The organism is Hydrogenimonas thermophila (genome assembly GCF_900115615.1).
Taxonomy (GTDB): domain Bacteria; phylum Campylobacterota; class Campylobacteria; order Campylobacterales; family Hydrogenimonadaceae; genus Hydrogenimonas; species Hydrogenimonas thermophila.
Genome location: NZ_FOXB01000010.1, coordinates 1 through 21,936 on the forward strand (window position 1 = coordinate 1; position 21,936 = coordinate 21,936).

Consider the following 21,936-nt stretch of genomic DNA (forward strand, 5'->3'; position numbering starts at 1 on the left):
ATGCAATGTAGATTTGGACGGTATTTCAATTTCATCTTTTTCAAAAATATCTTTAAGTATCGGGTTTTCTTTATTATAAACCATCCACCCAAATATCTCTTTGAATTTTGTATTACCCTTTAGTAATGCAAATATTACCATAAATAGCACTTCTGCTAATGGATACTGTATCTTTCCTATATCTACTCTATAATCTGGTATTGTCTTTAACGATTCAAGCAATGCTTTTGCTTTTGTATATTGTTTCATTGTTGACCCCTCATTTTTTTGAGTCAACTCAAGCAAAAATCTTTCCAAAATCTTTTTTTTATAAATATTTAAAATTTCATCGGATTTGGCTGCTACTCAAGACTTTGTATTAAAATTTAAGAAAAAGTAAAAGAATATTTTGTATAATTCCGTCACAAATCTTCAGTCCTTCTTTTGGGATTTATGGAAAAAGAACAAATTTTCTGCTAAACTAACCTCATTGGATGGTCGCGTAGCTCAGTTGGTAGAGCACTACCTTGACATGGTAGTGGTCACAGGTTCAAGTCCTGTCGTGGCCACCATCTTCTTAAATAAGTTAAAACTTAACAACTAAATGTTAAAATTTTTGAAAGCGCACTTATGCAAGAATTTTATTGCATAAAAATATTAGTTTTTAACTATTGACTTTAAATAATAAAAAAGAAGGAATTGCTTGGAAGAAAAAGAGATTATTGCCTATAAAGATAAGAATGGGCAGATAATAGACACTCAAACTGCTGCAGAAATGGATTGCAGTGATTTTGAACCAATATATTTTGATAACTCTCCTGAAGCTCTTGAAGTTATTCGCCACTCAACCGCTCACTTAATGGCACAAGCTATTAAGCAACTCTATCCTGAAGCTAAATTTTTTGTTGGTCCTGTTGTTGATGAAGGTTTTTACTATGATTTCCGTGTTGATGCAAAGATAAGCGATGCAGATCTGAAAAAGATTGAAAAAACTATGCAACAACTGGCAAAGAAAAAGATAGCCATTGAGCGTTACTGCATAGCAAAAACAGAAGCAGAAGAGAAGTTTGCTGGTGACGATCTTAAACAAGAAGTTATGAAACGAATAGAAGATGATCGTCTATGCATCTATCGCCAAGGTGATTTTGAAGATCTTTGCCGTGGACCGCATGTGCCTAATACTAAGTTTTTGAGAAATTTCAAGTTGACCAGAGTTGCAGGTGCTTATCTTGGTGGTGATGAGAGCAGAGAGATGCTTACTCGAATTTATGGTATCTCATTTGCTGACAAAGAGAGCTTGAAAGAGTATATGCAGATGATCGAAGAGGCAAAGAAGCGTGATCATCGTAAGATTGGCACTGAACTTGGTCTCTTTATGTTCAATGATGATGCAGGTGCAGGTTTACCATTTTGGATGCCAAAAGGTGCTCGCTTAAGAGGTAAAATTGAGCAGATCTTATGGAAAGCACATCGCCGTCGTGGTTATGAGCCTGTTAGAGGTCCAGAGATTTTAAAAGCAGATATGTGGCGAACAAGTGGTCACTATGCATGCTATGGTGAGAATATGTATCTTACTGAAATAGATGAACAAGAGTATGGCATTAAGCCTATGAACTGTATAGGTCATATTCTTGTTTATAAGCAAAATATGCATAGTTACAGAGAATTGCCTCTTAAATATTTTGAGTATGGTGTAGTTCACCGCCACGAAAAGAGTGGTGTATTGCACGGTCTTTTGCGTGTTCGTGAATTTACTCAAGATGATGCACATATCTTCTGTACTCCTGAGCAGATAAAACCGGTTGTAATTGATGTTCTTGAATTTGTCGATCGTGTTATGAAGATTTTTGGTTTTGAGTATGAGATGGAGATCTCAACCAAGCCTGAAAAAGCAATCGGTAGCGATGAAATTTGGGAAACTGCAACAAGTGCACTCAAAGAAGCGTTGGATGAGAATGGTTTTGAGTATGGCATAGATGAAGGTGGTGGTGCTTTCTATGGTCCTAAGATAGATATTAAAATCACTGATGCATTGAAACGAAAATGGCAGTGTGGAACAATTCAGGTTGACTTTAACCTTCCTGAGCGATTTGATTTAGAATATGTAGATGAAAATAATGAGCGATCTCGTCCTGTTATGATCCACCGTGCAATTCTTGGAAGTTTTGAACGGTTTATTGCGATCTTAACAGAGCACTTTGCCGGCGAGTTTCCAATGTTCATTGCGCCGACACAAGTGATCTTTGTACCGATCGCAGAGGATCATGTTGCATACGCTAAAGAGTTAGCATCTGAACTCTTAGAGTTTGATGTTGATTGTGAAGTATATGATAAAAATGAGTCACTTGCCAAGCGTGTGCGTACGGTAGAAAAGCAGAAGGTTCCGATGATTGCCATCATCGGTGATGAAGAGGTCAAAAATCGTAAGGTAGCGGTTCGTGACCGAAGAAAGCGTGAACAGTATGATTTAAGCGCTGAAGAATTTATAAAACTCATCAAGGAGCAGACAAGTGAGGTTAAGATTTGAGTAAGAAAAACGATGTAATTATGAACGAAGATATCAGGGCCCGTGAGGTTCGCCTTGTAGGCGATGACGGTACACAATACGGTGTTGTCAGCCGTGACGAGGCGCTGAACAAAGCAGCTGATATGGGGCTTGACCTCGTTCTGATTGCACCGCAAGCCAACCCGCCAGTTGCTAAAATTATGGATTACGGCAAGTTTAAGTACCAGCAGGAAAAGAAAAAGAAAGAGGCAAAGAAGAAGCAAAAGCAGATCGAAGTAAAAGAGATCAAGCTTTCAGTGAAAATTGCCCAAAATGACATTAACTATAAAGTTAAGCATGCCAGAGAGTTTTTAGAGCAAGGCAAACATGTCAAATTCAGAGTTTTTCTGCGAGGACGAGAGATGGCCAATCCCGAAGCAGGTGTTGAAGTGCTCAAGTCGGTATGGCCAATGGTTGAAGATATAGCTGACTTGGAAAAAGGCCCGTTTCATGAAGGAAGATACATCAATATGTATGTAGTTCCTAAAAAAGAGAAACCAGGCAAAAAATAAGCTTTTAGATTATGGGTATTATGTTTTAGACATATTTGTCTAAAACTTTCATACCCATTACTGAAATTTCTTTCTAATTTTAACTGATTTCCTACTAACTTTTTACTCCAAAAAAACAGTATTAAAACAAATTAAGCTGAAAATAAGTTTTTTTACATTATATAATTATTTCTTAATATTTGAGTAACGGTTAATTACAGGTAAATAGAAAATATATCCAGTCCCTAAATTATATAAGTAATTTATTATTTAAAGTCTATTTCATTCAACAACCGTATAATAACTCTACTATCGAACAATAATTTTTTAAAAAAAGGGATAACAAATGTGTAAAGATTGCGGCTGCTCAATTACAGATCATCACCATCACCATGATCATCATGATCATTCGTCAGCTCATCAGGCAGCTCACGAGACGTTGCACCATAACCCTCAGCTAAATGATGCTAAAACTATAGAGGTGATAAGTAAAATTTTAGATAAAAATGATCATGAAGCGGCACATAACCGCTCTCACTTTGACAAACATGGCATACTTGCTATTAACCTGATGAGTTCACCAGGTAGCGGTAAAACAACACTGTTAGAGCATTTGGCAGATGTAGCACCATTTAAGTTTGGTGTTATTGAAGGAGATTTGGAAACCAATCGTGATGCTGATCGCATTAAAGCTAAAGGGATTCCAGCCCATCAAATTCAAACAGGCAGTGCTTGTCACTTAGATGCATTTATGGTTCACAAAGGTTTGCATGAAATGCCTTTGGATGAACTTGATGTATGTTTTGTAGAAAATGTCGGTAACCTTGTATGTCCGGCAAGCTATGATGTAGGTACACATCTGAATGTTGTACTGGTATCTGTACCTGAAGGTGAAGACAAAATAGAGAAGTATCCTGTAATGTTCCGTCAGGCTGATTTAGTTTTGATTACAAAAATTGATTTGTTACCACACTTTGATTTTAGTGTTGAGCGTGCTAAACAGGCTGCACGAAAGATTAAGCCAGGTGTTGATGTATTGGAAGTCAGTACCAAAGATAAAGATTCAGTCAAGCGTGTTGCTGATTGGATTAAATTCAAAATGGAGATGCGCTGATGTGTTTATCTATACCTTCTAAAGTTATTGAAATTAATGAAGAGGAGCGTACTGCCATTGTTGATACAATGGGAGTTAAAAGAAAAACAAGTATAGAGTTTATTGCTGATGAAGTAAAAGTTGGTGATTATGTACTTATTCACATTGGGTATGCGATGAATATAATTGATGAAGAGTATGCTCAGGAGAGTTTGAAACTCTATCAAGAGATTATTGAGTCTATGGAAGAGGAAGATAGGCTTCAAATGATTGAAGAGTCCGATAACTGCCCGGGCAGGAGCGAATCTTGAGTTTGCAACTAAAAGATCTCTATGATGGTTTTAGAGATCCAGAAGCAATTAAAGCGCTTGCAAAGATAATTGCAGAAGATGCAAAGAAGCTGAAAGAGCCGCTAAATATTATGGAAGTGTGTGGCGGTCATACTCATACAATTATGAAGTATGGTCTTAAGCAACTGCTTCCAGAAAACATCGATTTTGTGCATGGTCCAGGATGCCCTGTTTGTATTATGCCTAAAGAGCGCATTGACAATGCTATTGAGTTGGCAAATATAGAAGGTGCTATTTTATGTACATTGGGAGATATGATCCGTGTTCCCGGCAGTAAGAGCTCACTAGCTAATGAGAGGGCAAAAGGGCGTGACATACGCTCTTTATACTCTCCAATGGATATAATCCCTATTGCCAAAGAGAATCCTGATAAAAAAGTTATCTTTTTTGCTATAGGTTTTGAAACTACTACACCAATGACTGCTGCAGTCATCTTAAAAGCAAAAAAAGAGGGAATTAAAAATCTATTTGTCCATGTTAACCATGTTCTTGTTCCTCCTCCAATGCATGCACTAATGGAAGATGGTGAAGCGAATATAGGGGCATTTATTGGACCATCACATGTTAGTGTAATTACTGGTTCAAAAATTTATGAACCTTTCCCAAAACTTTATGATACACCTGTCGTTGTAAGTGGTTTTGAGCCTGTTGATGTTATGCACGGTATATCGATGATTGTTAAGCAAAAGATAGAAGGACGTGCAGAGGTTGAAGTTGAGTATAAACGCTCTGTAAGTCGTGAAGGAAACCTTGTAGCGCAAAAAATGATTGATGAAGTTATGGAAGTTCGTGATCATTTTAGATGGAGAGGAATAGGTGACATTCCAAAAAGTGGTTTGAAATTGCGTGATGAGTATGCTGATATTGATGCTGAAAAGGTTTTTGCAGAGTATTTGAGCAATGAACCAATAGATGATCATAAACTCTGTATTTGCGGAACAATATTAAAAGGATTAGCAAAGCCGTATGAGTGTAAAGTTTTTGGCACGGCTTGTACACCTAATACTCCTCTTGGTAGCTGTATGGTAAGTAGTGAGGGAGCATGTAACGCTTACTACAGATTTGGCGGAGTAGAAAATTAATAGTAAAAAGAGGTAATTATGAAACAGGTTCAGCTAAGTCATGGTGGCGGCGGGGAGGAGATGAACCGCCTCATTCATGATCTTTTTTATAAAAGTTTTGATAACGATATTTTGTCTAGTGCTGAAGATGCGGCTGTACTTAAGCCTGAAGGAAATGTCGCTTTTACAACAGACTCTTTTACTGTCAGTCCCATCTTTTTTAATGGTGGAGATATTGGAAAGCTTGCAGTAGCTGGTACTGTTAATGACCTAGCTATGATGGGAGCAAAACCTCTTTGGCTCAGTAGTGCTTTTATGATAGAAGAGGGACTGCCTTTTGAAGAGCTGGAGCAAATTGTTCAAAGTATGGCAAAAGAGTTGCAAAAGAGTGGTGCAAAGGTTGTTTGCGGTGATACCAAGGTTGTTCCTAAAGGTTCTGTAGATAAGATATTTATTAATACTTCAGGCATAGGTGAAGTACTTGTTAATGGCATTAGTGCTCATAATTTAGAGGTTGGAGATGCTATTATTGTATCTCGTGATATTGGACGCCATGGTGCTGCTATTATGATGGCACGAGAGGGAATTGATCTTGAAAGTGACTTAAAGAGTGATTGTGAAACACTTTGGCCTGCGGTAGAAGCTCTAATAGATGCAAAAGTTAAAATTAAAGCTATGCGCGACGCAACTAGAGGTGGTTTGGCTGCTGTGCTTAATGAGTGGGCAGAAGCAAGCAACATATGTATAGAGGTAGAGGAAGAGCAGTTGCCGGTTTGTGATGAAGTTAGAGGCATATGTGAAATGCTTGGTTTTGAACCTTATGATTTGGCAAATGAGGGTACATTTATTTTGGCAGTTGATTCTGCAGATAAAGAAGTTGCACTGGAGGCTTTAAGCAAGTACTCTTTTTGTACCGATGCATCAGTTATAGGCAGTGTTACAGACAAAAAACAAGGTAAAGTGATTTTACAGAGTTCTTGGGGAAGTAACCGTTTTCTTGAACTGCCTAAAGGTGAACTATTGCCGAGGATCTGTTAATGCATGAATACTCTATAGTACAAGCTTTACTGCAACAGTGTGAACATCATGCTGAAGCTAATGATGCTCAAAAAGTTACAAAAGTTGTTATAAAGATAGGTGTTTTAAGTGGTGTAGAGCCTCATCTGCTGCAAACTGCATTTGATACATTTAAAGAAGATACGGTTTGCTATGATGCAATATTGGAGATCATTCATCAAAAGGTAGTTATTCACTGTAATGATTGTAAAGATGATTTTACAATTGAAAAGCATGAGTATGCCTGTCCTTCTTGTGGTGGCAGCAGTGTTAAGATTGTTGATGGTGAAGAGTTGCTATTGATGCAGCTTGAAATGGAGTAGTGTATGGAATATTATACTTGGATATTGGCTTTTCATGTAATGAGCTTTATGAGTTGGATGGCAATGCTTTTTTACCAGCCTAGGTTATATGTGTATCATCAAGAACATTCAGATAACCAAGGTTTTGTTGAAGTGGTAAAAATTCAAGAACATAAGCTTTATGCATATATAGGTGTACCAGCTATGTGGGCTACAATTATAAGTGGTACTGCTATGATTGCATTGGCACCAGAGCTTTTTAAAACTGGTATGTGGCTTCATATAAAACTGACGGCAGTATTGCTTTTAGTGGCTTATCACTTTTCTCTTGGCTGGTTTAAAAAGCGTTTAGCTGAAGGTAAGTGTACTAAAAGCGGAAAATTTTTTAGAGCTTATAATGAAGTTCCTACTATCCTTATGATAATTATTGTCATTATGGTGGTAGTTAAGCCGGTTTAATAACCGGTTTTTATTTTCTATCTTCCATAGAGAGATACCCTCCTACCAGCAATACAACAATAGCAACTATGTTTATGTAAAGAATATAGCGAGTGCCATTATCTTTTTGTAGTAATCCTGCCACAGGCTCGCTAATAAGCTGTGATTCGTGGTAACCCCAATAAAAGAGTCCCATACTGGCAAAAAGCATAAAAATACCGATATTTTTTTTCATATGTAACCTTTAGAACTCAATTAAATGGAAAATCTTTTGAAAGTATTATAGTGGAAAATCAAATAGACTTCAAAAGCGGAATTATTCCGCTTTTGAAAGAGGTTGGTTAAATTGGAAGAACACGGATATTTGGATCAAGTTTCTCTTTAAGAGTTGATTCAATAGCATAGAGTGTACCAGTTGTTGAGCTTGCACATCCTGAACAAGCACCCAAGTATCTGATGTAAACATCTGTATATTGACCATTTTGTTTAACATCAAGAACTTCCATATTTCCGCCATCCATAATAAGGAATTGACGAACATTTTCATCTATTACGCTATCAATTGCTTTTATTTTTTGGACAAGAGTCATATCGTTAAATGGAATCTCTTCACCACTTGCCTGTTTTTCAGCAGCCTCTTTAAGTTTCTCTTCTTCCATCTCTCTGCGAACATCTGCAAGAATGTCAACAAGGTAGTATTCACGCTCTTCGTGACCACCTGGTTTAATACAGCTTTTACAGAATGCTCCTGCTTTTGTATAGTCTGTAATCTCTTCTACAGTTTTTAGGTCATTTAATTTAATAACCTCTTTTATTGTCTGTAAGCTAACACGCGCACATTCACAAACAATGATCTCCTCTTCAAAGCTCTCCATGTCAACACCCTTGTAGAGTGAAGCAGCTTTTTTGATGACATCATATGCCATAACAGAGCAGTGCATCTTTTGCGGTGGAACAGCTGGCGTATCTGGCGTGTCACGCATCGCTTTTTCAACATCAATATTAGTGATTTTTACTGCTTCATCAACAGTTTTACCTTTACAAAGTTCTACCATTGTATCTGAACTTGCAATTGCTGTACCGCATCCAAAACTCTTAAATTTTGCATCAATGATTTTGTCTGTTTTTGGATCTACAATCCAGTAAAGACGTACTGCATCACCACAACTCTCTGCTCCAAAATCTGCAACGATGAGTTCTCCACCTAAACGTTTTGCATCTTCTTCTGTCAATTCACCCTGGTTTCTAGGGTTATTCATCAACTCTTGTACTTTTTGACTGTACTCTTCCCAAATGCTACCGCCAATTAAATCTTGCTTTGCCATTTTAGCTCCTTATAAACTTCTCATTAGCATTTTATTTTGCATTAATATGCAAGTTATTACTGTTTGTCTTTCATATTATCAGGCATATATGCATACGAACTTGAAATAGATCGTAAGCGTTCAACAGCCTTTTTAAATTGTTCTATTGTGTAATCGATCTCTTCTTCTGTTGTGAACCTACTAAGACTCAAACGTACTGCAGTATGGGCTAACTCACTGTCTGCTCCAACTGCAACCATAATTGGATTTGCCTCAAGATCTTCACTCGCACAAGCACTTCCTGTACTTGCCGCAATACCTGCACGGTTAAGATCCCAAAGCATCGCTTCACCTTCAACACCTCTTACAGATACAAGTATGGTGTTTGGTGTTCTGTTTTCACGTGGTCCTACACTGTAAGTATCTGGAATTTCCAAAATAGCATCTTCTAGTTTATCACGTAATTTTCGAACATGCTCTTCTTCAAACTTCAGGTAATATGTAGCAAGCTCCATAGCTTTACCCATACCTACTATACCAGGTACATTTAAAGTACCAGAACGGCGACCACCCATGTGTTCACCACCATGTAAAAGTGATGTAAGTGGATGACCATTTCTGATATATAGACCACCTACACCTTTTGGTCCGTGAAATTTGTGTGCCGAAAAGCTCATAAAATCAACACCGGCTCTAATAACATCAACAGGAATTTTACCAATTGCCTGAACGCCGTCAGTATGGAAAAGAACCCCTTTCTCTTTACATATTTCAGAGATCTCTTCCACAGGGAAAATTGCTCCTGTCTCATTGTTTGCCCACATAATAGATACTAGGGCAGTTTTATCGGTAATGAAGTCACGAACAGTATGTGCTTCAACTACACCATCTTGATTTACAGGTAAATATGTAACTCTAACACCTTGCTCTTCCAGCCATCTGCAAGTTGCAGTTACTGAAGGGTGCTCAACTTCAGTTGTAATAATATGGTCTTTATCGCCATTTTTGATAAGGTCAAAATAGACACCTTTAAGCACCCAGTTGTTTGACTCAGTAGCACAAGAGGTGACAACGATGTCATCTTCATCACGTGCACCAATTGCTTCATACATTTGATCCATAGCTTTACGCAAAGCCGGATGGCATTCGGTTCCAAAATCATGAAGTGAATTTGGATTTCCATAAATTTGTGTAAAGTAAGGATCCATTGCCGCCTTTACTTCAGGGTCAACAATTGTTGTTGCATTATTGTCAAGATAGACTTTCATAATTAAAAAACTCTCCCTTTTAATTTCTATACAATGAATTCTTTGATGCAAGTATGCATACCAAAAACTCGTAATTTTTAATTAGGACAATTTTTGTCTTAATTAACTTGTCGTCATCATAAATCAATTTTGTTAAATATTTGCTGAATTAAAGAAAGTAAGTATGGAAAGAAGTATTTGCAGAAGGTACTATTATACAGTATCTTTTGAAATATAAGCAAATTATTTTTCTTAAAAACCTTAAAATTAGGAAAGAAAGTGGTTAATTGCTGCAAGTTTTTTATTTTTTAATAAATAAAAGCAGAACATAGTAAAATATATATAGAGACTTCAATTTTTCAAGGATTAGACATGATTAGAATTTTAGCTATTTTATTTTTTCCTCTAATTCTTTTTAGTCAATCTTTTCTGTATCAATTGCAAAATTTAGATATTAATGAGACTGCAAATAGCAATTTTAACCTTGTAGTTACAAGTTACTCAAAAGATGGTTCACTTGATGAAGCTTATACGATAGATGAACTTCAAAAACTTCACGATACCAATAAAACTGTACTCTCATATATGAGTATAGGAGAAGCGGGTGATTATGAATACTACTTTGATCAATCTTGGCTTGATGCTGATGGGAATCCTTCACCTACAGCACCTGAATGGCTTGGACATCTCAATCCCAACTGGCCTGGAGATTACAAAATAAGATATTGGTATGATGAATGGTTTGAAGATTTTCTTAAGCCATATCTTGATCGAATAATCGATAATGGATTTGACGGAGTATATCTTGACATAATAGATGCCTATGAATATTGGGCAGATAGAGATAACTATACCAATTATGGTGGCATAGAGACTCTCCTTCCAAATGATCCTATAGATGATGAAAACCGTTCAGCCTATTTAATGATTGAACTTGTAAAAAAGATAAGTGACTATGCAAAATCTAAAAAGCCTGGTTTTCTCATTTATCCTCAAAATGGTGCTGCTATTATAAACTATGATGCAAATGGAAGCTATTTTGATGCTATTGATGGTTTAGGTATAGAAAGCCTTTTTTATGTAAGAGACAATAAAGCTATAGAAAATACAGAAAGAGTTAAATTAGTTAAAAAGTTTCTTGATAATGGAAAAAATGTCATAGTAACTGACTATGTAGATGATGGAAGCGGATTTAAAGGAGAAAACAGAAAGAGGATTTTAGATTTTATCAAGCTATGTAAAGATAATGGATTCACTCCTTATGCTGCTGATATAAACCAAACTTTGGAAAGAATCAATCCTATAGCTAAAGGTTTAGCTGCTCATTTAGATACCATTACCCAGCCTCTTTTTAGAAAATTTAATATAGGTATAGGCTCAGGACAGGGCATAGATTTTGAAGCAGTTGATGGTTCAAAAGTTTGGCTAAATGTAGTAGACTTGATGACACCAGCTGATCTAAATATAAGTTACTATAATAATATTAAAGACTATAATCTTACCTTGTTTGAAAAGATTCAAAGCAGACTTATAAATGCCGACTCTTTAACATTATGGATAGTAAAAGGGTGGCAGGAGAGCTGGTTTAATAAAGCAAAATTGCAAACACTTCTTGATCATAACAAAACAATAATATTTAACTACTGGTACTTTGGAGATACCATTGGCGGAGATAATGCCATAGATCTTATTTTAGCAGGGAAAGATGAATATCTTGAAGATGCTTCACGCTTAGGTAGATTTATAGCTGATCTTAACGGAACAGTAGCAGTTGTAATGGAGCCTGAGTTCAATAAAGCTTCCATAACTGATTCTGCTGAAAACTCTATTTTGTTTGCATCTATATTAAAAGAGGCTATGAAGAGAATTAGAGCCCAAAAGAGTGATGTACTTCTATCTATTTGCCCAATGGATACAGGTATTAGAAGCAGTTTAACAAGTTATGGAGGCTATAAACGAGACTCATTGGGAGACAAAAATGAGTGGAGCCGTTTTTTGCCTGTTATAGATGAACTTAAAGATGAACTAGATTTTATTACAATTCAGGAGATGGTAGGACAGTTTACAAAAGATTCATCAAAGTTTCCTTCAGATGAGCTGATAAGTTATACAAAAGATCAGCTTGGATTAAAAGATTTACCAAAACGCATAGAAAATTTCAGCTCATTTTTAAATGAGCGTTACTATTTGCCAGTATTGCTTGGTTATATAACTCTTCCTGAAACAGGATGGAGAGATTTAAATGGAAATAACCTCTATGATGATGGTGAACTGATAGAGGATTTGTGGCTTGATGAAAGTGTAGCACTTTACCATCGTCTTAAACGAAATGCAAAATCTCTCTATGAGCATGGACTTTTTGGATTCTCTCCAATGGCACTCTTTGATGATCCTGACCATGATCTTGGAGGGTACCAGTTTTTTAGTGAAAATGAGTATCATATAGGAATTATCGCTACTGATGCAACAAATGGTGTGGCAGGTACTCCAAGAAGTGCTCATATAACGCTAAAAGGATTAAATGGCATATCTATACTCGATATCCTTTACAGTGATCAGCCATATCTGTTTTTAGATGGTGGCTGGAATCTTGTAGGACTTCCTGAAATAGCTGATTTATCTCAATTTAGTGCAGTTTGGGGATATAAAAATTCAGAGTGGTTTGCAAATATTAATGGATTTAGTGCAAGCGAATTGGAAAGTTATGGTATTCACCAACTTGATACAATTGAACCTCATAGAGGATACTGGGTATTAACTGATAAAGCTATGTTGATTCCTTATGATACCAACAGATCTAATATAGATGACTGTCTTGAATCAACAGGATGGAGCTTATGTTCTCATATTGAAACAGAAGATATTGAAAGGTCAGATTTAAGTTTTATATGGAAATATGATCGTGGGTCTTGGAAACAGCGAAACAGTTCTAATATTTTATATGACAGTTTTGACTATATAGAAAATATATATCTTGATGAAGGAGTTTGGATAAGAAAGTAAGCTTATAAATTTTAGTACAAGATTATTGAATTTGCTCAACTGATATCACGCAGTTTATATGTTATTTTAAAAAAATATCAACTAAAGTTGACTTTAGAATAGTAAGAGAATAGATTAAAATACTTAATAGTTTTTAAGAGCTTTTTACATATAATCGCACTCTTTTTTTTAGCTTCTGTAAATCATTACGGTTTTAAATCACTCATAATTTTAAAAGGGTTTAACATATGTTTGCACAACTTCTAAAAGCCTATAGTGGGCATAGTGTTAAGAATGATGTTCTTTCTGGTGCTGTCGTTGCAATTGCACTTGTTCCGGAAGCAATAGCCTTCTCATTAATAGCAGGAGTTTCTCCTCTTGTTGGGCTATATACAGCTTTTTTGTTGGGGCTTATTACGGCACTTTTTGGCGGAAAGCCGGGTATGATAAGCGGTGCAACAGGAAGTGTTGCTGTTGTTATGGTCTCTCTTGTAGCTACACATGGTGTTGAGTATCTCTTTTTTGCAACAGTATTGACAGGCTTACTGCAGGTTGCTTTTGGATTGATGAAGCTTGCAAAGTTTATTCGTCTTGTTCCACAACCTGCAATTTTGGGATTTGTAAATGGTCTTGCCATTATTATTGCTTTAGCGCAGTTGCCAATGTTTGAAGGTGAAGGACCTGTTATGTACTTCTTGGTATTTGCAACTATGGCTACAATGGTAATTTTGCCTAAAATTACAAAAGCAGTACCTGCAGGTTTGGTGGCAATTATTGTGCTTAGTATTATTACTATTATATTTGATCTAGATACAAAGCGTGTTGCAGATCTTGGAAATATTGCCGGAGATCTTCCAAGCTTTCACTGGCCTGATGTACCTTTAAGCCTTGAGACTCTTAAAATTGTATTGCCTTATGCATTTATAATGGCAGCGGTAGGATTAATAGAGTCTCTTTTGACACTATCTGTTCTTGATGAGATGAGTGGAGAGAAGGGTAATGCAAACAAAGAGGCAGTTGCACTTGGTGCAGGTAATGCGACTTGTGGAGTTTTTGGCGGTATGGCAGGTTGTGCGATGATAGGGCAGAGTATCATCAACTACACATCTGGCGGGCGTGGACGACTCTCTGGTGCTACGGCAGCAATTTTGCTTATTCTTTTTGTTGTCTCTTTAAGTGAGTATATTGGACAGATTCCTATTGCAGTATTGGTTGGTATTATGTTTATGGTTAGTGTAGAGACATTTGAGTGGGCAAGTATGGATAGATTACGTAGAATGCCTAAAACAGATGCTTTTATTCTTATTACTGTTACGATAGTTACAATTTTTACAGATTTGGCTATGGCAGTAATCATTGGTGTAATCATTTCAGCTCTTGTTTTTGCTTGGCAGCATGCAAGAGTTTATACTAGAACATATACTGAGGGTAAGCGAAAAATCTATGAGTTTGATGGTCCACTCTTCTTTGGTTCTGTACAGGGATTTTTAGATCAGTTTGATGTAGCAAATGACCCTGATGAGGTTGTAATGGACTTTAAACGTACCAGAGTTATGGACTCAAGTGGTGTTGAGGCTATTGACAAGATTACAAAGCGTTATGAGGATGCAAACAAAAAATTGACAATACGTCATTTAAGTGATGATTGTAAAAAACTTCTTAAAGCAGCAGGAAAATACTGTACATATGAAGAGGATGATCCAACCTATAAAGTTGCAGTCAACCATGAAGAGTATCAAAAGGTGTACTGAGAGATATATTCTCTCAGTTACCACTTGAGTATTTTAACCTCTATTTTAATCTCCAGTTTCCTTTCCATATACCATTTTAATAAAAAAAGGTGGTACCAGTGTTGTCAATATAATAACAAGAATCAGTGCCGCATATATTTCATTATCAAAAATATTTCCTATGCGACCAATTTCTGCAAAGATTAGTCCTACTTCTCCGCGTGGGATCATTGAAAGTCCAATAATAAGGCGTTTTTTCATAGGTAATGTATGAAGGAAAAAAGGAATGAACATCTTCCCAATTACTGAAACTAGCAAGATGATTCCACCAAATACCCATACTTTTGGTTCGCTCCAGGCAATTTGAGTAAGATCCATTGAGAGACCAACAGTAACAAAAAAGATAGGTGTAAAAAGGTAAACAATAGGACGAATTTGATTTTCTATTTTGGCTGCAAAAGCTTGGTTTTCATGCATTGCGATACCAAAAGGCAGGAAAAATCTTCGTGACAGTGCAAGACCTGCAGCAAATCCGCCAATTATTTCAGGTGCTCCAACTTGATGAGCCAACCATGCAAAAAACAGAACAAGCGAAAAAATAGCTGTAGGAATAAGACCTGGACGATTTTGATGGCTGTCATATTTTTGAATGAGCAGAGCCATAGTCTTTGCAGCAATAGGTGCAACAATAAAAAATGAGATAATGAATATAAAAACTTTACCTGCATTCATTAGATCAACTGTATTGCTTTTGGAAAACTCGTAAAGAATAGCCAGCAAAACAACACCAAAAATATCATCTAATACAGCGGCACCCAGTACAATTTCTCCCTCTTTGCTTTGACGTTTTTTTAAGTCATTTAATACTCTTATTGTAATTCCAATACTAGTGGCTGTAATTGTACCACCTACAAAGAGGGAAACAACAAGAGAGAGATTAAAAATAGTGTAGCTAACCCAGGCCCCAAGTATAAAAGGGATTAGAAAGCCTCCTATTGCTATAATAGCTGCATTCCAACCACTCTGTTTAAGTTTATTGATATCAGTATCAATACCAACTTCAAAGAGTAATAGTATAATTCCAATTTCTGCAAGTAGTTTTATAGTACTACTTGGTTCAACCCATCCCAATAAAGATGGTCCTAAAATAATACCTGCAAGTAGCTCACCAAGAACGGGAGGAATTGCAAGTTTTTGAAATAGTTCTGCAAAGATACGAGCACTCAGCAGAATCAGTAAAAGAATTAAAAAGAAATCATGAGGTTGCATAGTGTTGATTATATCAAGATTTTATGAAATAATAATACAAATTATATTTGGGGAGGGATCTTTATGTCGGTAGGTAAAACGCTTGGGGTTATATTTGTTATTGGTTTTATTGTAATGCAGCTTATTCCTGTTGAGCGCAGCAATCCAAAAACAGACCCAGCATTGGAGATAAAAGCACCGGCTGATGTTAAAGAGGTTTTTAAACGCTCTTGTTATGATTGTCACTCAAATGAAACAAAATGGCCATGGTACAGTAATATTGCTCCCATTAAATGGTTTATTGCTCGAGATGTTCATGTTGGTCGTCAATGGCTCAACTTCAGTGAGTGGGAGAGTTATGATGAAGAGAAGAAAAAGAAATTAAAAGAGATGATTTTTACAGCAGTTGGGCTTGCAATGCCGCTTGGTATGTATGTAAAGGCTCATCCGGAAGCAAAGCTCTCTGCAAAAGATCGTGAGATTATTCGCAGTTGGACAGGTTTAACTCCTGAAGATGTTATGAATAATCCAAAAAGGCGGCTTTATTGATTAAAGCTGTCTTATATGTACATATACTTTCTGCTACAGCATGGGTAGGTGGTTCTTTATTGCTTTTTGCATTGGGTATATTGCTAAGAGATAAAGAGGCGCAAAAAAGTGTTTATGCTCACTTAGGTCCAATATATGGATATTTTGAAACATTTTGGTTGATTCTACTTTGGGCAACAGGTTTAACAATGTTTTTTCATTTTGGAATATATGATGTTATGGTCCATGCGTCTGATTCTGAACTTGCAAATTTAATGAATACAAAACTCATACTTGTTGCTGTTTTAACCATACTTACAATTATTCACATGGTGATAGCATTTAAAACCCATACAGTAGAGCGAACACCACTGCAAAACTTTATTTCTCGTGGAAGCTCTATGATGATTTTTATATTTAATCTTATTATTGTATGGTATGCTGTAGGTATTCGAGATCTTCTTTAAATAATATAGCGTTTGATTGTCACGGTAATGTCACTCATAGCTATAATAGTTGACTTATAGTGACATAATTGTGAGCAATTTTTTTATAGCTTGACAAGTCGTTTTTGCATATTATTTCAGTACCAAAACAGTTTGGTGCCTACTCCTGACAGCTTGCATAGAAGAGTGGGGACCGAAGCCTCTCCTCTTTCCTCCCTAGGCTTCGGCTTCCACTCTTCAATTTGTGATTGATATTAACGTAAAGATATATAAAATGATACTAAAAGAGATACTAAAACGTGACGGCTCTAAAGAACCTTTTGCCCCTTATAAAATAGAAGATGCTATAAAAGCAGCCTTTAAAAGCCAAAATACACAATATGACAATACCATTTTCTTTAATGTTTTAGAGCGCTTGAAAAGTAAACGGATTGCTGCGGTAGAAGATATTCAAGATATGATCGAACAGGAGCTTTTTAAAGCTCGTTATTTTGAAGTTATGCGTGCTTTTATGATCTATCGTCATACTCATAAAATGCAAAGAGAGCATGTTTATGGGCTTACAGAAGATACAACTTTTATAAGCTCGACTGAAACAATAGAAGAGTATATAGGCAAAAGTGACTGGCGAATAAATGCAAACTCAAATACAGGCTACTCTCATGCAGGACTTATAAACAATACAGCAGGAAAAGTAATTGCCAACTATTGGTTAGACAAGGTTTACTCTAAAGCTGAAGGTTATGCTCATAGAAATGGAGACTACCATATTCACGACTTAGATTGCCTAAGCGGTTATTGTGCCGGATGGAGTTTAAGGGTATTGCTTGATGAAGGGTTTAATGGTGTAAGAGGGCGTGTTGAGAGTCGTCCTCCAAACCATTTTAGAGAAGCTTTGGGACAAATGGCAAATTTTTTGGGAATTTTGCAAAGTGAGTGGGCAGGTGCACAGGCTTTCAGTTCGTTTGACACATACCTTGCTCCATATGTTTTTAAAGATAAACTTGAATATACTGAGATAAAAAAAGCGATTCGCAGTTTTATTTATAACCTAAATGTTCCTGCTAGATGGGGGCAATCTCCATTTACAAATATAACGATCGACTGGACAGTTCCTAAAGATTTGCAAGATCAGATCCCAACACGAAATCAGCAGCATCTTTTTAAAGGTGTAGATGATGAAGAGCTAATTTGCATAGCAAAAGAGCGTGATCCTTCTATTAAGTCGCTTGAAGAGTTGTGCTATAAACATTTTCAAAGAGAGATGAATCTCATCAATCGTGCCTATTATGAGGTAATGACAGAGGGTGACAGTACAGGTCAGCCTTTTACCTTTCCTATTCCTACTGTCAATATTACAGAAGATTTTGACTGGTATGGAGAGAATACCGATATACTTTTTGAAAATACTGCAAAAATAGGCTCATCATACTTTCAAAACTTCATTGGAAGTCAGTATATTAAAGATGAAAACGGCAATCTCATTCCCAACGAAGAGGCATACAAGCCAGGGCATGTTAGAAGTATGTGTTGCAGGCTTCAGTTAGATCTGCGTGAACTTTTAAAAAGAGGTGGTGGTCTTTTTGGAAGTGCCGAGATGACAGGCAGTATAGGTGTTGTTACAATAAATATGGCACGTCTTGGTTATCTCTATAAGGGAGATAAAAAGGCTCTTCTTGCTCGTTTGGAAGAGCTTATGGATATGGCATCATCAACGCTGGAGAAAAAGAGAGTATTTATTAAAGAGCTTTATGACCGTGGATTGTTTCCTTATACAAAGCGATATTTGCCAGGGTTTAACAACCACTTTTCTACTATTGGTGTTAATGGTATGAATGAAATGATTCGTAATTTTACTAACGATAAAGACAATATAGCAACACAAAGTGGTCAAGAGTTTGCTATTGAGGTTTTAGATTTTATGCGTGAAAAACTAAAGTTTTATCAGGAAAAGACAGGTAATTTATATAACTTGGAAGCAACTCCTGCAGAAGGAACAACCTACCGCTTTGCCAAAGAAGATAAAAAACGGTATCCAGATATCATTCAAGCAGGTGAAGGAGAATATATCTACTACACTAACTCTTCTCAAATTCCTGTTGATTGGACTGAAGATCCTTTTGAAGCTCTTGAATTGCAAGATGAATTGCAGTGTAAATATACAGGTGGAACAGTATTGCATCTCTATATGAGAGAGCGAATAAGCTCTGCAGAAGCATGTCGCAATCTAGTTAAAAAGGTTATTACCAACTTTAGATTGCCTTACATTACTGTGACACCTCTCTTTTCTGTCTGTCCAAAGCATGGATATATACCAGGAGAACATGAGTATTGTCCAAAATGTGATGAAGAGTTATTAGCTCAATATGAGGAGGTAAAAGATGCATCATAGAGAAGATATATTAAAAGAGTTGGAGTCTAAACGTACTAAGTGTATTGTTTATACACGAGTTATGGGTTATCATAGGCCGGTAGAGAGCTTTAATATTGGTAAAAAAGGTGAACATCGCCAAAGGAAAAAATTCATTGAACGATAAAATCATTTACGATATTACACCATTTACGCATATTGACTATCCAGATAAACTTGCAGCAATTGTATGGTTTTGTGGATGCAATATGCGCTGTATCTACTGCTATAACAGTGATATAGTTTTTTCACAAGCTGGTGAGTATACAAGTAATGATCTTTTTGCTTTTTTGAAAAAAAGGGTTAATTTGCTTGATGGCGTTGTGTTAAGCGGTGGAGAGCCGACTTTGCATAATCTTGCTCCATTATGCAAAGAGATTAAAAGTATGGGGTTTTCAATCAAGCTTGATACAAATGGACTTAATCCCGATCGTGTTAAAGAGCTTGTTGAGATGGAGCTTGTAGATTATATAGCTCTTGATTTTAAAGCAAGAAATGGAAAGTTTGGTTATATAACTGGTTCAAGTAGATTTAATAAATTTTCTGAAACATTAAGTTTCTTAATAAGAAAAAATTTTAATTTTGAGGTTAGAACAACAGTACATCCAGATTTACTGCAACCAGAAGATATAAACAAAATGATGGAAGATTTAAAATCTTATGGATATAAAGGTACTTACTATCTTCAAAGTTTTATAAAAACTGAGAATAATATAGGTGATATTGGAGAGTCAGCAGTTGATTTTGATAGAACAAAACTTTCTAATATTTTACCAACTAAATGGCGTTAATAATATTTTTTTATTCATCTTCCATATTTAAAACATAACCTTGTCCAGATACATTTTTGATTAACTCTTTATCGCTTTTTTGTCTGATTCTTCTTATAAAAGTTCGTAAGCGTTCATCACTTGCATCTTCTTCTGGCCAAAGAGTTTTTTTAATACTATCATTTGAAAGAGTATAGTTTGGACTATTTAAAAGTTGAAATATAAACTCTCTTTCTCTATTGCTTAAATGTACTAAAATCCCTTTTTTAAAAAGTTGTTTGCTCTGTAAATCGTATGTAAAGGGTGCCTTTAATTTAATATGGTTTTTTTGTTTTATTGTATCTGCTAATATACAGAGATAGTCAAGAAGATCTTCAGGATCAAATGGTTTAATAAAATATTTTACTACACCAACATCAATTGCTCCCAAAAGCTTCTCTTTATCACTGTAGGCACTTAAAATGATGATAGGAGTTTCAGGCTGCTCTTTTTTAATTTTTTCTGCCAGTTCAAGACCTGTCATTTTAGGCATAGTAATATCTGTAATGACAATATCTGGTTTTAGTTTTCTGAAATACTTCAATCCTGAAATACCGTCATATGCAATTTCAAACTTTGAAAAATAGTCTCCAATTGCTGACTTAAGGAGTTCTGCAAGTCTATTTTCATCTTCTACAAGAAGCACTTTTAGTTTCGATAATGTTGAGTAGCACTGTCTCATTATGTTTCCTTTGTAGAACCGGTATATAGTGGAAGAATAATTGTAAAGCAAGCCCCTTCTTCTGTATTAGATACTTCAATTGTTCCTTCAAAGCTCTTTTCAATAATTAATTTTGACATAAAAAGCCCCAGTCCAGTCCCTTTTGATGCATGTTTTGTTGTGAAATATGGTTCAAAAATTCGTTCTATAACGCTATTGTCAATACCTCCGGCACTATCTTCAATAATAATATAAACATTATTGCTATCTTCTTCTACTTTTATTTTTATCTTTTTTTCTTTACAGTCATGTTGCAAAAATGCATCTTTTGCATTTTGTAAAATATTTATTATAACCTGTGAAAGTTCATTGCTAATCCCTAATACATAAGGATTTCCATTAATATATTTATTTATATCAATATAATCTTTTTGGAAAGATTTTTTTAAAATTTGCAATGCTTCATCTATACTTTGAATGACTGGAAAAGGAATTTTGGGTTTATCAGGCTTAAAAAAGTTTATGAAGTTTTCAATTGTTTGTGACATATTTTGAATCATTGCTTTTGCATCGTTGTAGATGGCATCAAATTCTTTAAGATCACTCTTGTGGGCAGCTCTCTTCATTGTAAAGAGTGTTAAAGCAAGTTCAGTAAGTGGCTGTCGCCACTGATGCGCAATGTTTGCCATCATTTGACCAAGGCTTGCCATACGTGATTGCAAAAAGAGCATCTTTTGTTTCTCTTCATTTTTTTTCACCTCTTCTTGAATACGCTCTTCAAGATGCTTATTGAGATTGTAAAGTTTTTGTGTTTGCATCTTTACACGCTCTTCAAGGGTTTTATTCAGTATCTCTAGTTCACGCTCTTTTTTTTCCAAAGCTTTTTTAAGTTCTACTTCATGAGTAACATCATACCTAATAGCTATAAACTCTTCTATCTCTCCATCTTTATTTAAAATGGGAACAATAGTAGTATTTACATAAAAAGTACTGCCATTTTTAGCTCTATTTTTAACAGTAGATTTATATGTTTTTTTTGCCAGAATCGTATCCCAAAGTTTTTTGAATTTTGTTTTTGGCACATCAGGATGGCGTACAATATTGTGGTTTTGACCTATTAACTCTTCACGACTGTAGCCGGAAATCTTGCAAAACTCATCATTCACAAAAGTAATAATTCCGTTTATGTCGGTTTTTGAAACGATGTTAGAGCTTTCAATAGCTTCTTTGTACTGTTTAAACATGCTAATATTATA

22 protein-coding genes and 1 tRNA gene are annotated in these 21,936 nt (G+C 35.8%); 16 read left to right on the forward strand and 7 right to left on the reverse strand.

What is annotated here, in order from left to right; all coding sequences use genetic code 11:
- A partial coding sequence (locus BM227_RS04710; protein ID WP_143089689.1) for a transposase family protein occupies positions 1-249 on the reverse strand: 249 nt, incomplete at its 3' end.
- Between the two features lie 226 nt (positions 250-475).
- Between BM227_RS04710 and BM227_RS04715 the strand changes: the two genes are divergently transcribed.
- The 9 genes from BM227_RS04715 (at position 476) to hemJ (ending at position 7,336) form a co-directional block, all read left to right on the forward strand.
- A tRNA-Val gene (locus BM227_RS04715) sits at positions 476-551 on the forward strand.
- Positions 552-682: 131 nt separating this feature from the next.
- Entirely contained in the window at positions 683-2,506 is a 1,824-nt protein-coding gene (gene thrS, locus BM227_RS04720) for a threonine--tRNA ligase (RefSeq protein WP_092911690.1), read from the forward strand.
- Entirely contained in the window at positions 2,503-3,036 is a 534-nt protein-coding gene (gene infC, locus BM227_RS04725) for a translation initiation factor IF-3 (protein ID WP_092911692.1), read from the forward strand. The genes thrS and infC overlap by 4 nt, the downstream gene beginning before the upstream one ends.
- Before the next feature lie 325 nt (positions 3,037-3,361).
- Positions 3,362-4,129 carry a hydrogenase nickel incorporation protein HypB gene (gene hypB / locus BM227_RS04730; protein WP_092911694.1) on the forward strand — a complete coding sequence of 256 codons (768 nt, stop codon included), beginning with the start codon at positions 3,362-3,364 and terminating at the stop codon, positions 4,127-4,129.
- On the forward strand, positions 4,129-4,419 hold the full coding sequence (locus tag BM227_RS04735) for a HypC/HybG/HupF family hydrogenase formation chaperone (protein WP_092911696.1): 291 nt from the start codon (positions 4,129-4,131) through the stop codon (positions 4,417-4,419). Before hypB ends, BM227_RS04735 begins: the two co-directional genes overlap by 1 nt.
- Positions 4,416-5,540: a hydrogenase formation protein HypD gene (gene hypD, locus BM227_RS04740; protein ID WP_425431712.1), complete on the forward strand. Its 1,125-nt coding sequence runs from the start codon at positions 4,416-4,418 to the stop codon at positions 5,538-5,540. The genes BM227_RS04735 and hypD overlap by 4 nt, the downstream gene beginning before the upstream one ends.
- A 15-nt stretch (positions 5,541-5,555) precedes the next feature.
- The gene (gene hypE / locus BM227_RS04745) at positions 5,556-6,557 is read left to right on the forward strand and encodes a hydrogenase expression/formation protein HypE (protein WP_218147914.1); all 1,002 of its coding nucleotides are present in this window, start codon (positions 5,556-5,558) and stop codon (positions 6,555-6,557) included.
- Entirely contained in the window at positions 6,557-6,898 is a 342-nt protein-coding gene (gene hypA, locus BM227_RS04750) for a hydrogenase/urease nickel incorporation protein HypA (protein WP_092911703.1), read from the forward strand. The genes hypE and hypA overlap by 1 nt, the downstream gene beginning before the upstream one ends.
- Positions 6,899-6,901: 3 nt before the next feature.
- A complete protein-coding gene (gene hemJ, locus BM227_RS04755; RefSeq protein WP_092911704.1) occupies positions 6,902-7,336 on the forward strand; it encodes a protoporphyrinogen oxidase HemJ in 435 nt (144 codons plus the stop codon).
- 10 nt (positions 7,337-7,346) lie between these two features.
- On the opposite strand, the gene BM227_RS04760 is transcribed toward hemJ, so the two are convergent.
- The 3 genes from BM227_RS04760 to BM227_RS04770 all read right to left on the reverse strand — a co-directional run bounded on the left by BM227_RS04760 (position 7,347) and on the right by BM227_RS04770 (position 9,887).
- Complete coding sequence (locus BM227_RS04760; RefSeq protein WP_092911706.1) at positions 7,347-7,550, reverse strand: hypothetical protein; 204 nt, start codon at positions 7,548-7,550, stop codon at positions 7,347-7,349.
- A gap of 106 nt (positions 7,551-7,656) precedes the next feature.
- Positions 7,657-8,640 carry an iron-sulfur cluster assembly scaffold protein gene (locus BM227_RS04765; protein ID WP_092911708.1) on the reverse strand — a complete coding sequence of 328 codons (984 nt, stop codon included), beginning with the start codon at positions 8,638-8,640 and terminating at the stop codon, positions 7,657-7,659.
- Positions 8,641-8,696: 56 nt separating this feature from the next.
- Positions 8,697-9,887: a NifS family cysteine desulfurase gene (locus tag BM227_RS04770; protein WP_092911710.1), complete on the reverse strand. Its 1,191-nt coding sequence runs from the start codon at positions 9,885-9,887 to the stop codon at positions 8,697-8,699.
- Between the two features lie 351 nt (positions 9,888-10,238).
- Here BM227_RS04770 and BM227_RS04775 point away from each other — a divergent pair, with 351 nt between their 5' ends.
- Both BM227_RS04775 and BM227_RS04780 read left to right on the forward strand, forming a co-directional pair.
- Complete coding sequence (locus tag BM227_RS04775) at positions 10,239-12,869, forward strand: MJ1477/TM1410 family putative glycoside hydrolase (RefSeq protein ID WP_092911712.1); 2,631 nt, start codon at positions 10,239-10,241, stop codon at positions 12,867-12,869.
- A gap of 227 nt (positions 12,870-13,096) precedes the next feature.
- Positions 13,097-14,599 carry a SulP family inorganic anion transporter gene (locus tag BM227_RS04780; protein ID WP_092911713.1) on the forward strand — a complete coding sequence of 501 codons (1,503 nt, stop codon included), beginning with the start codon at positions 13,097-13,099 and terminating at the stop codon, positions 14,597-14,599.
- Positions 14,600-14,644: 45 nt separating this feature from the next.
- Here BM227_RS04780 and BM227_RS04785 read toward each other — a convergent pair whose 3' ends face one another.
- Positions 14,645-15,847 carry a cation:proton antiporter gene (locus BM227_RS04785; RefSeq protein ID WP_092911715.1) on the reverse strand — a complete coding sequence of 401 codons (1,203 nt, stop codon included), beginning with the start codon at positions 15,845-15,847 and terminating at the stop codon, positions 14,645-14,647.
- 63 nt (positions 15,848-15,910) lie between these two features.
- On the opposite strand from BM227_RS04785, the gene BM227_RS04790 reads away from it, so the two are divergent.
- From BM227_RS04790 to BM227_RS04805, 5 genes are all read left to right on the forward strand, one after another.
- Positions 15,911-16,375 carry a heme-binding domain-containing protein gene (locus BM227_RS04790; RefSeq protein ID WP_092911717.1) on the forward strand — a complete coding sequence of 155 codons (465 nt, stop codon included), beginning with the start codon at positions 15,911-15,913 and terminating at the stop codon, positions 16,373-16,375.
- Positions 16,372-16,821: a hypothetical protein gene (locus BM227_RS04795; protein ID WP_092911719.1), complete on the forward strand. Its 450-nt coding sequence runs from the start codon at positions 16,372-16,374 to the stop codon at positions 16,819-16,821. The genes BM227_RS04790 and BM227_RS04795 overlap by 4 nt, the downstream gene beginning before the upstream one ends.
- Before the next feature lie 256 nt (positions 16,822-17,077).
- Positions 17,078-19,192, forward strand: coding sequence for a ribonucleoside triphosphate reductase (locus BM227_RS04800; protein ID WP_092911804.1), 2,115 nt, complete (start codon positions 17,078-17,080; stop codon positions 19,190-19,192).
- Complete coding sequence (nrdD, locus tag BM227_RS13155) at positions 19,182-19,337, forward strand: anaerobic ribonucleoside-triphosphate reductase (protein ID WP_143089690.1); 156 nt, start codon at positions 19,182-19,184, stop codon at positions 19,335-19,337. Before BM227_RS04800 ends, nrdD begins: the two co-directional genes overlap by 11 nt.
- Positions 19,327-20,001, forward strand: a complete 675-nt coding sequence (locus tag BM227_RS04805) for an anaerobic ribonucleoside-triphosphate reductase activating protein (RefSeq protein WP_092911721.1) — start codon at positions 19,327-19,329, stop codon at positions 19,999-20,001. The genes nrdD and BM227_RS04805 overlap by 11 nt, the downstream gene beginning before the upstream one ends.
- 10 nt (positions 20,002-20,011) lie before the next feature.
- Here the strand turns inward: BM227_RS04805 and BM227_RS04810 are convergent, their stop codons facing one another.
- On the reverse strand, positions 20,012-20,701 hold the full coding sequence (locus tag BM227_RS04810; protein ID WP_177201993.1) for a response regulator transcription factor: 690 nt from the start codon (positions 20,699-20,701) through the stop codon (positions 20,012-20,014).
- Positions 20,701-21,924: a PAS domain-containing sensor histidine kinase gene (locus BM227_RS04815; RefSeq protein WP_092911722.1), complete on the reverse strand. Its 1,224-nt coding sequence runs from the start codon at positions 21,922-21,924 to the stop codon at positions 20,701-20,703. The genes BM227_RS04810 and BM227_RS04815 overlap by 1 nt, the downstream gene beginning before the upstream one ends.
- Positions 21,925-21,936 lie beyond the last annotated feature (12 nt).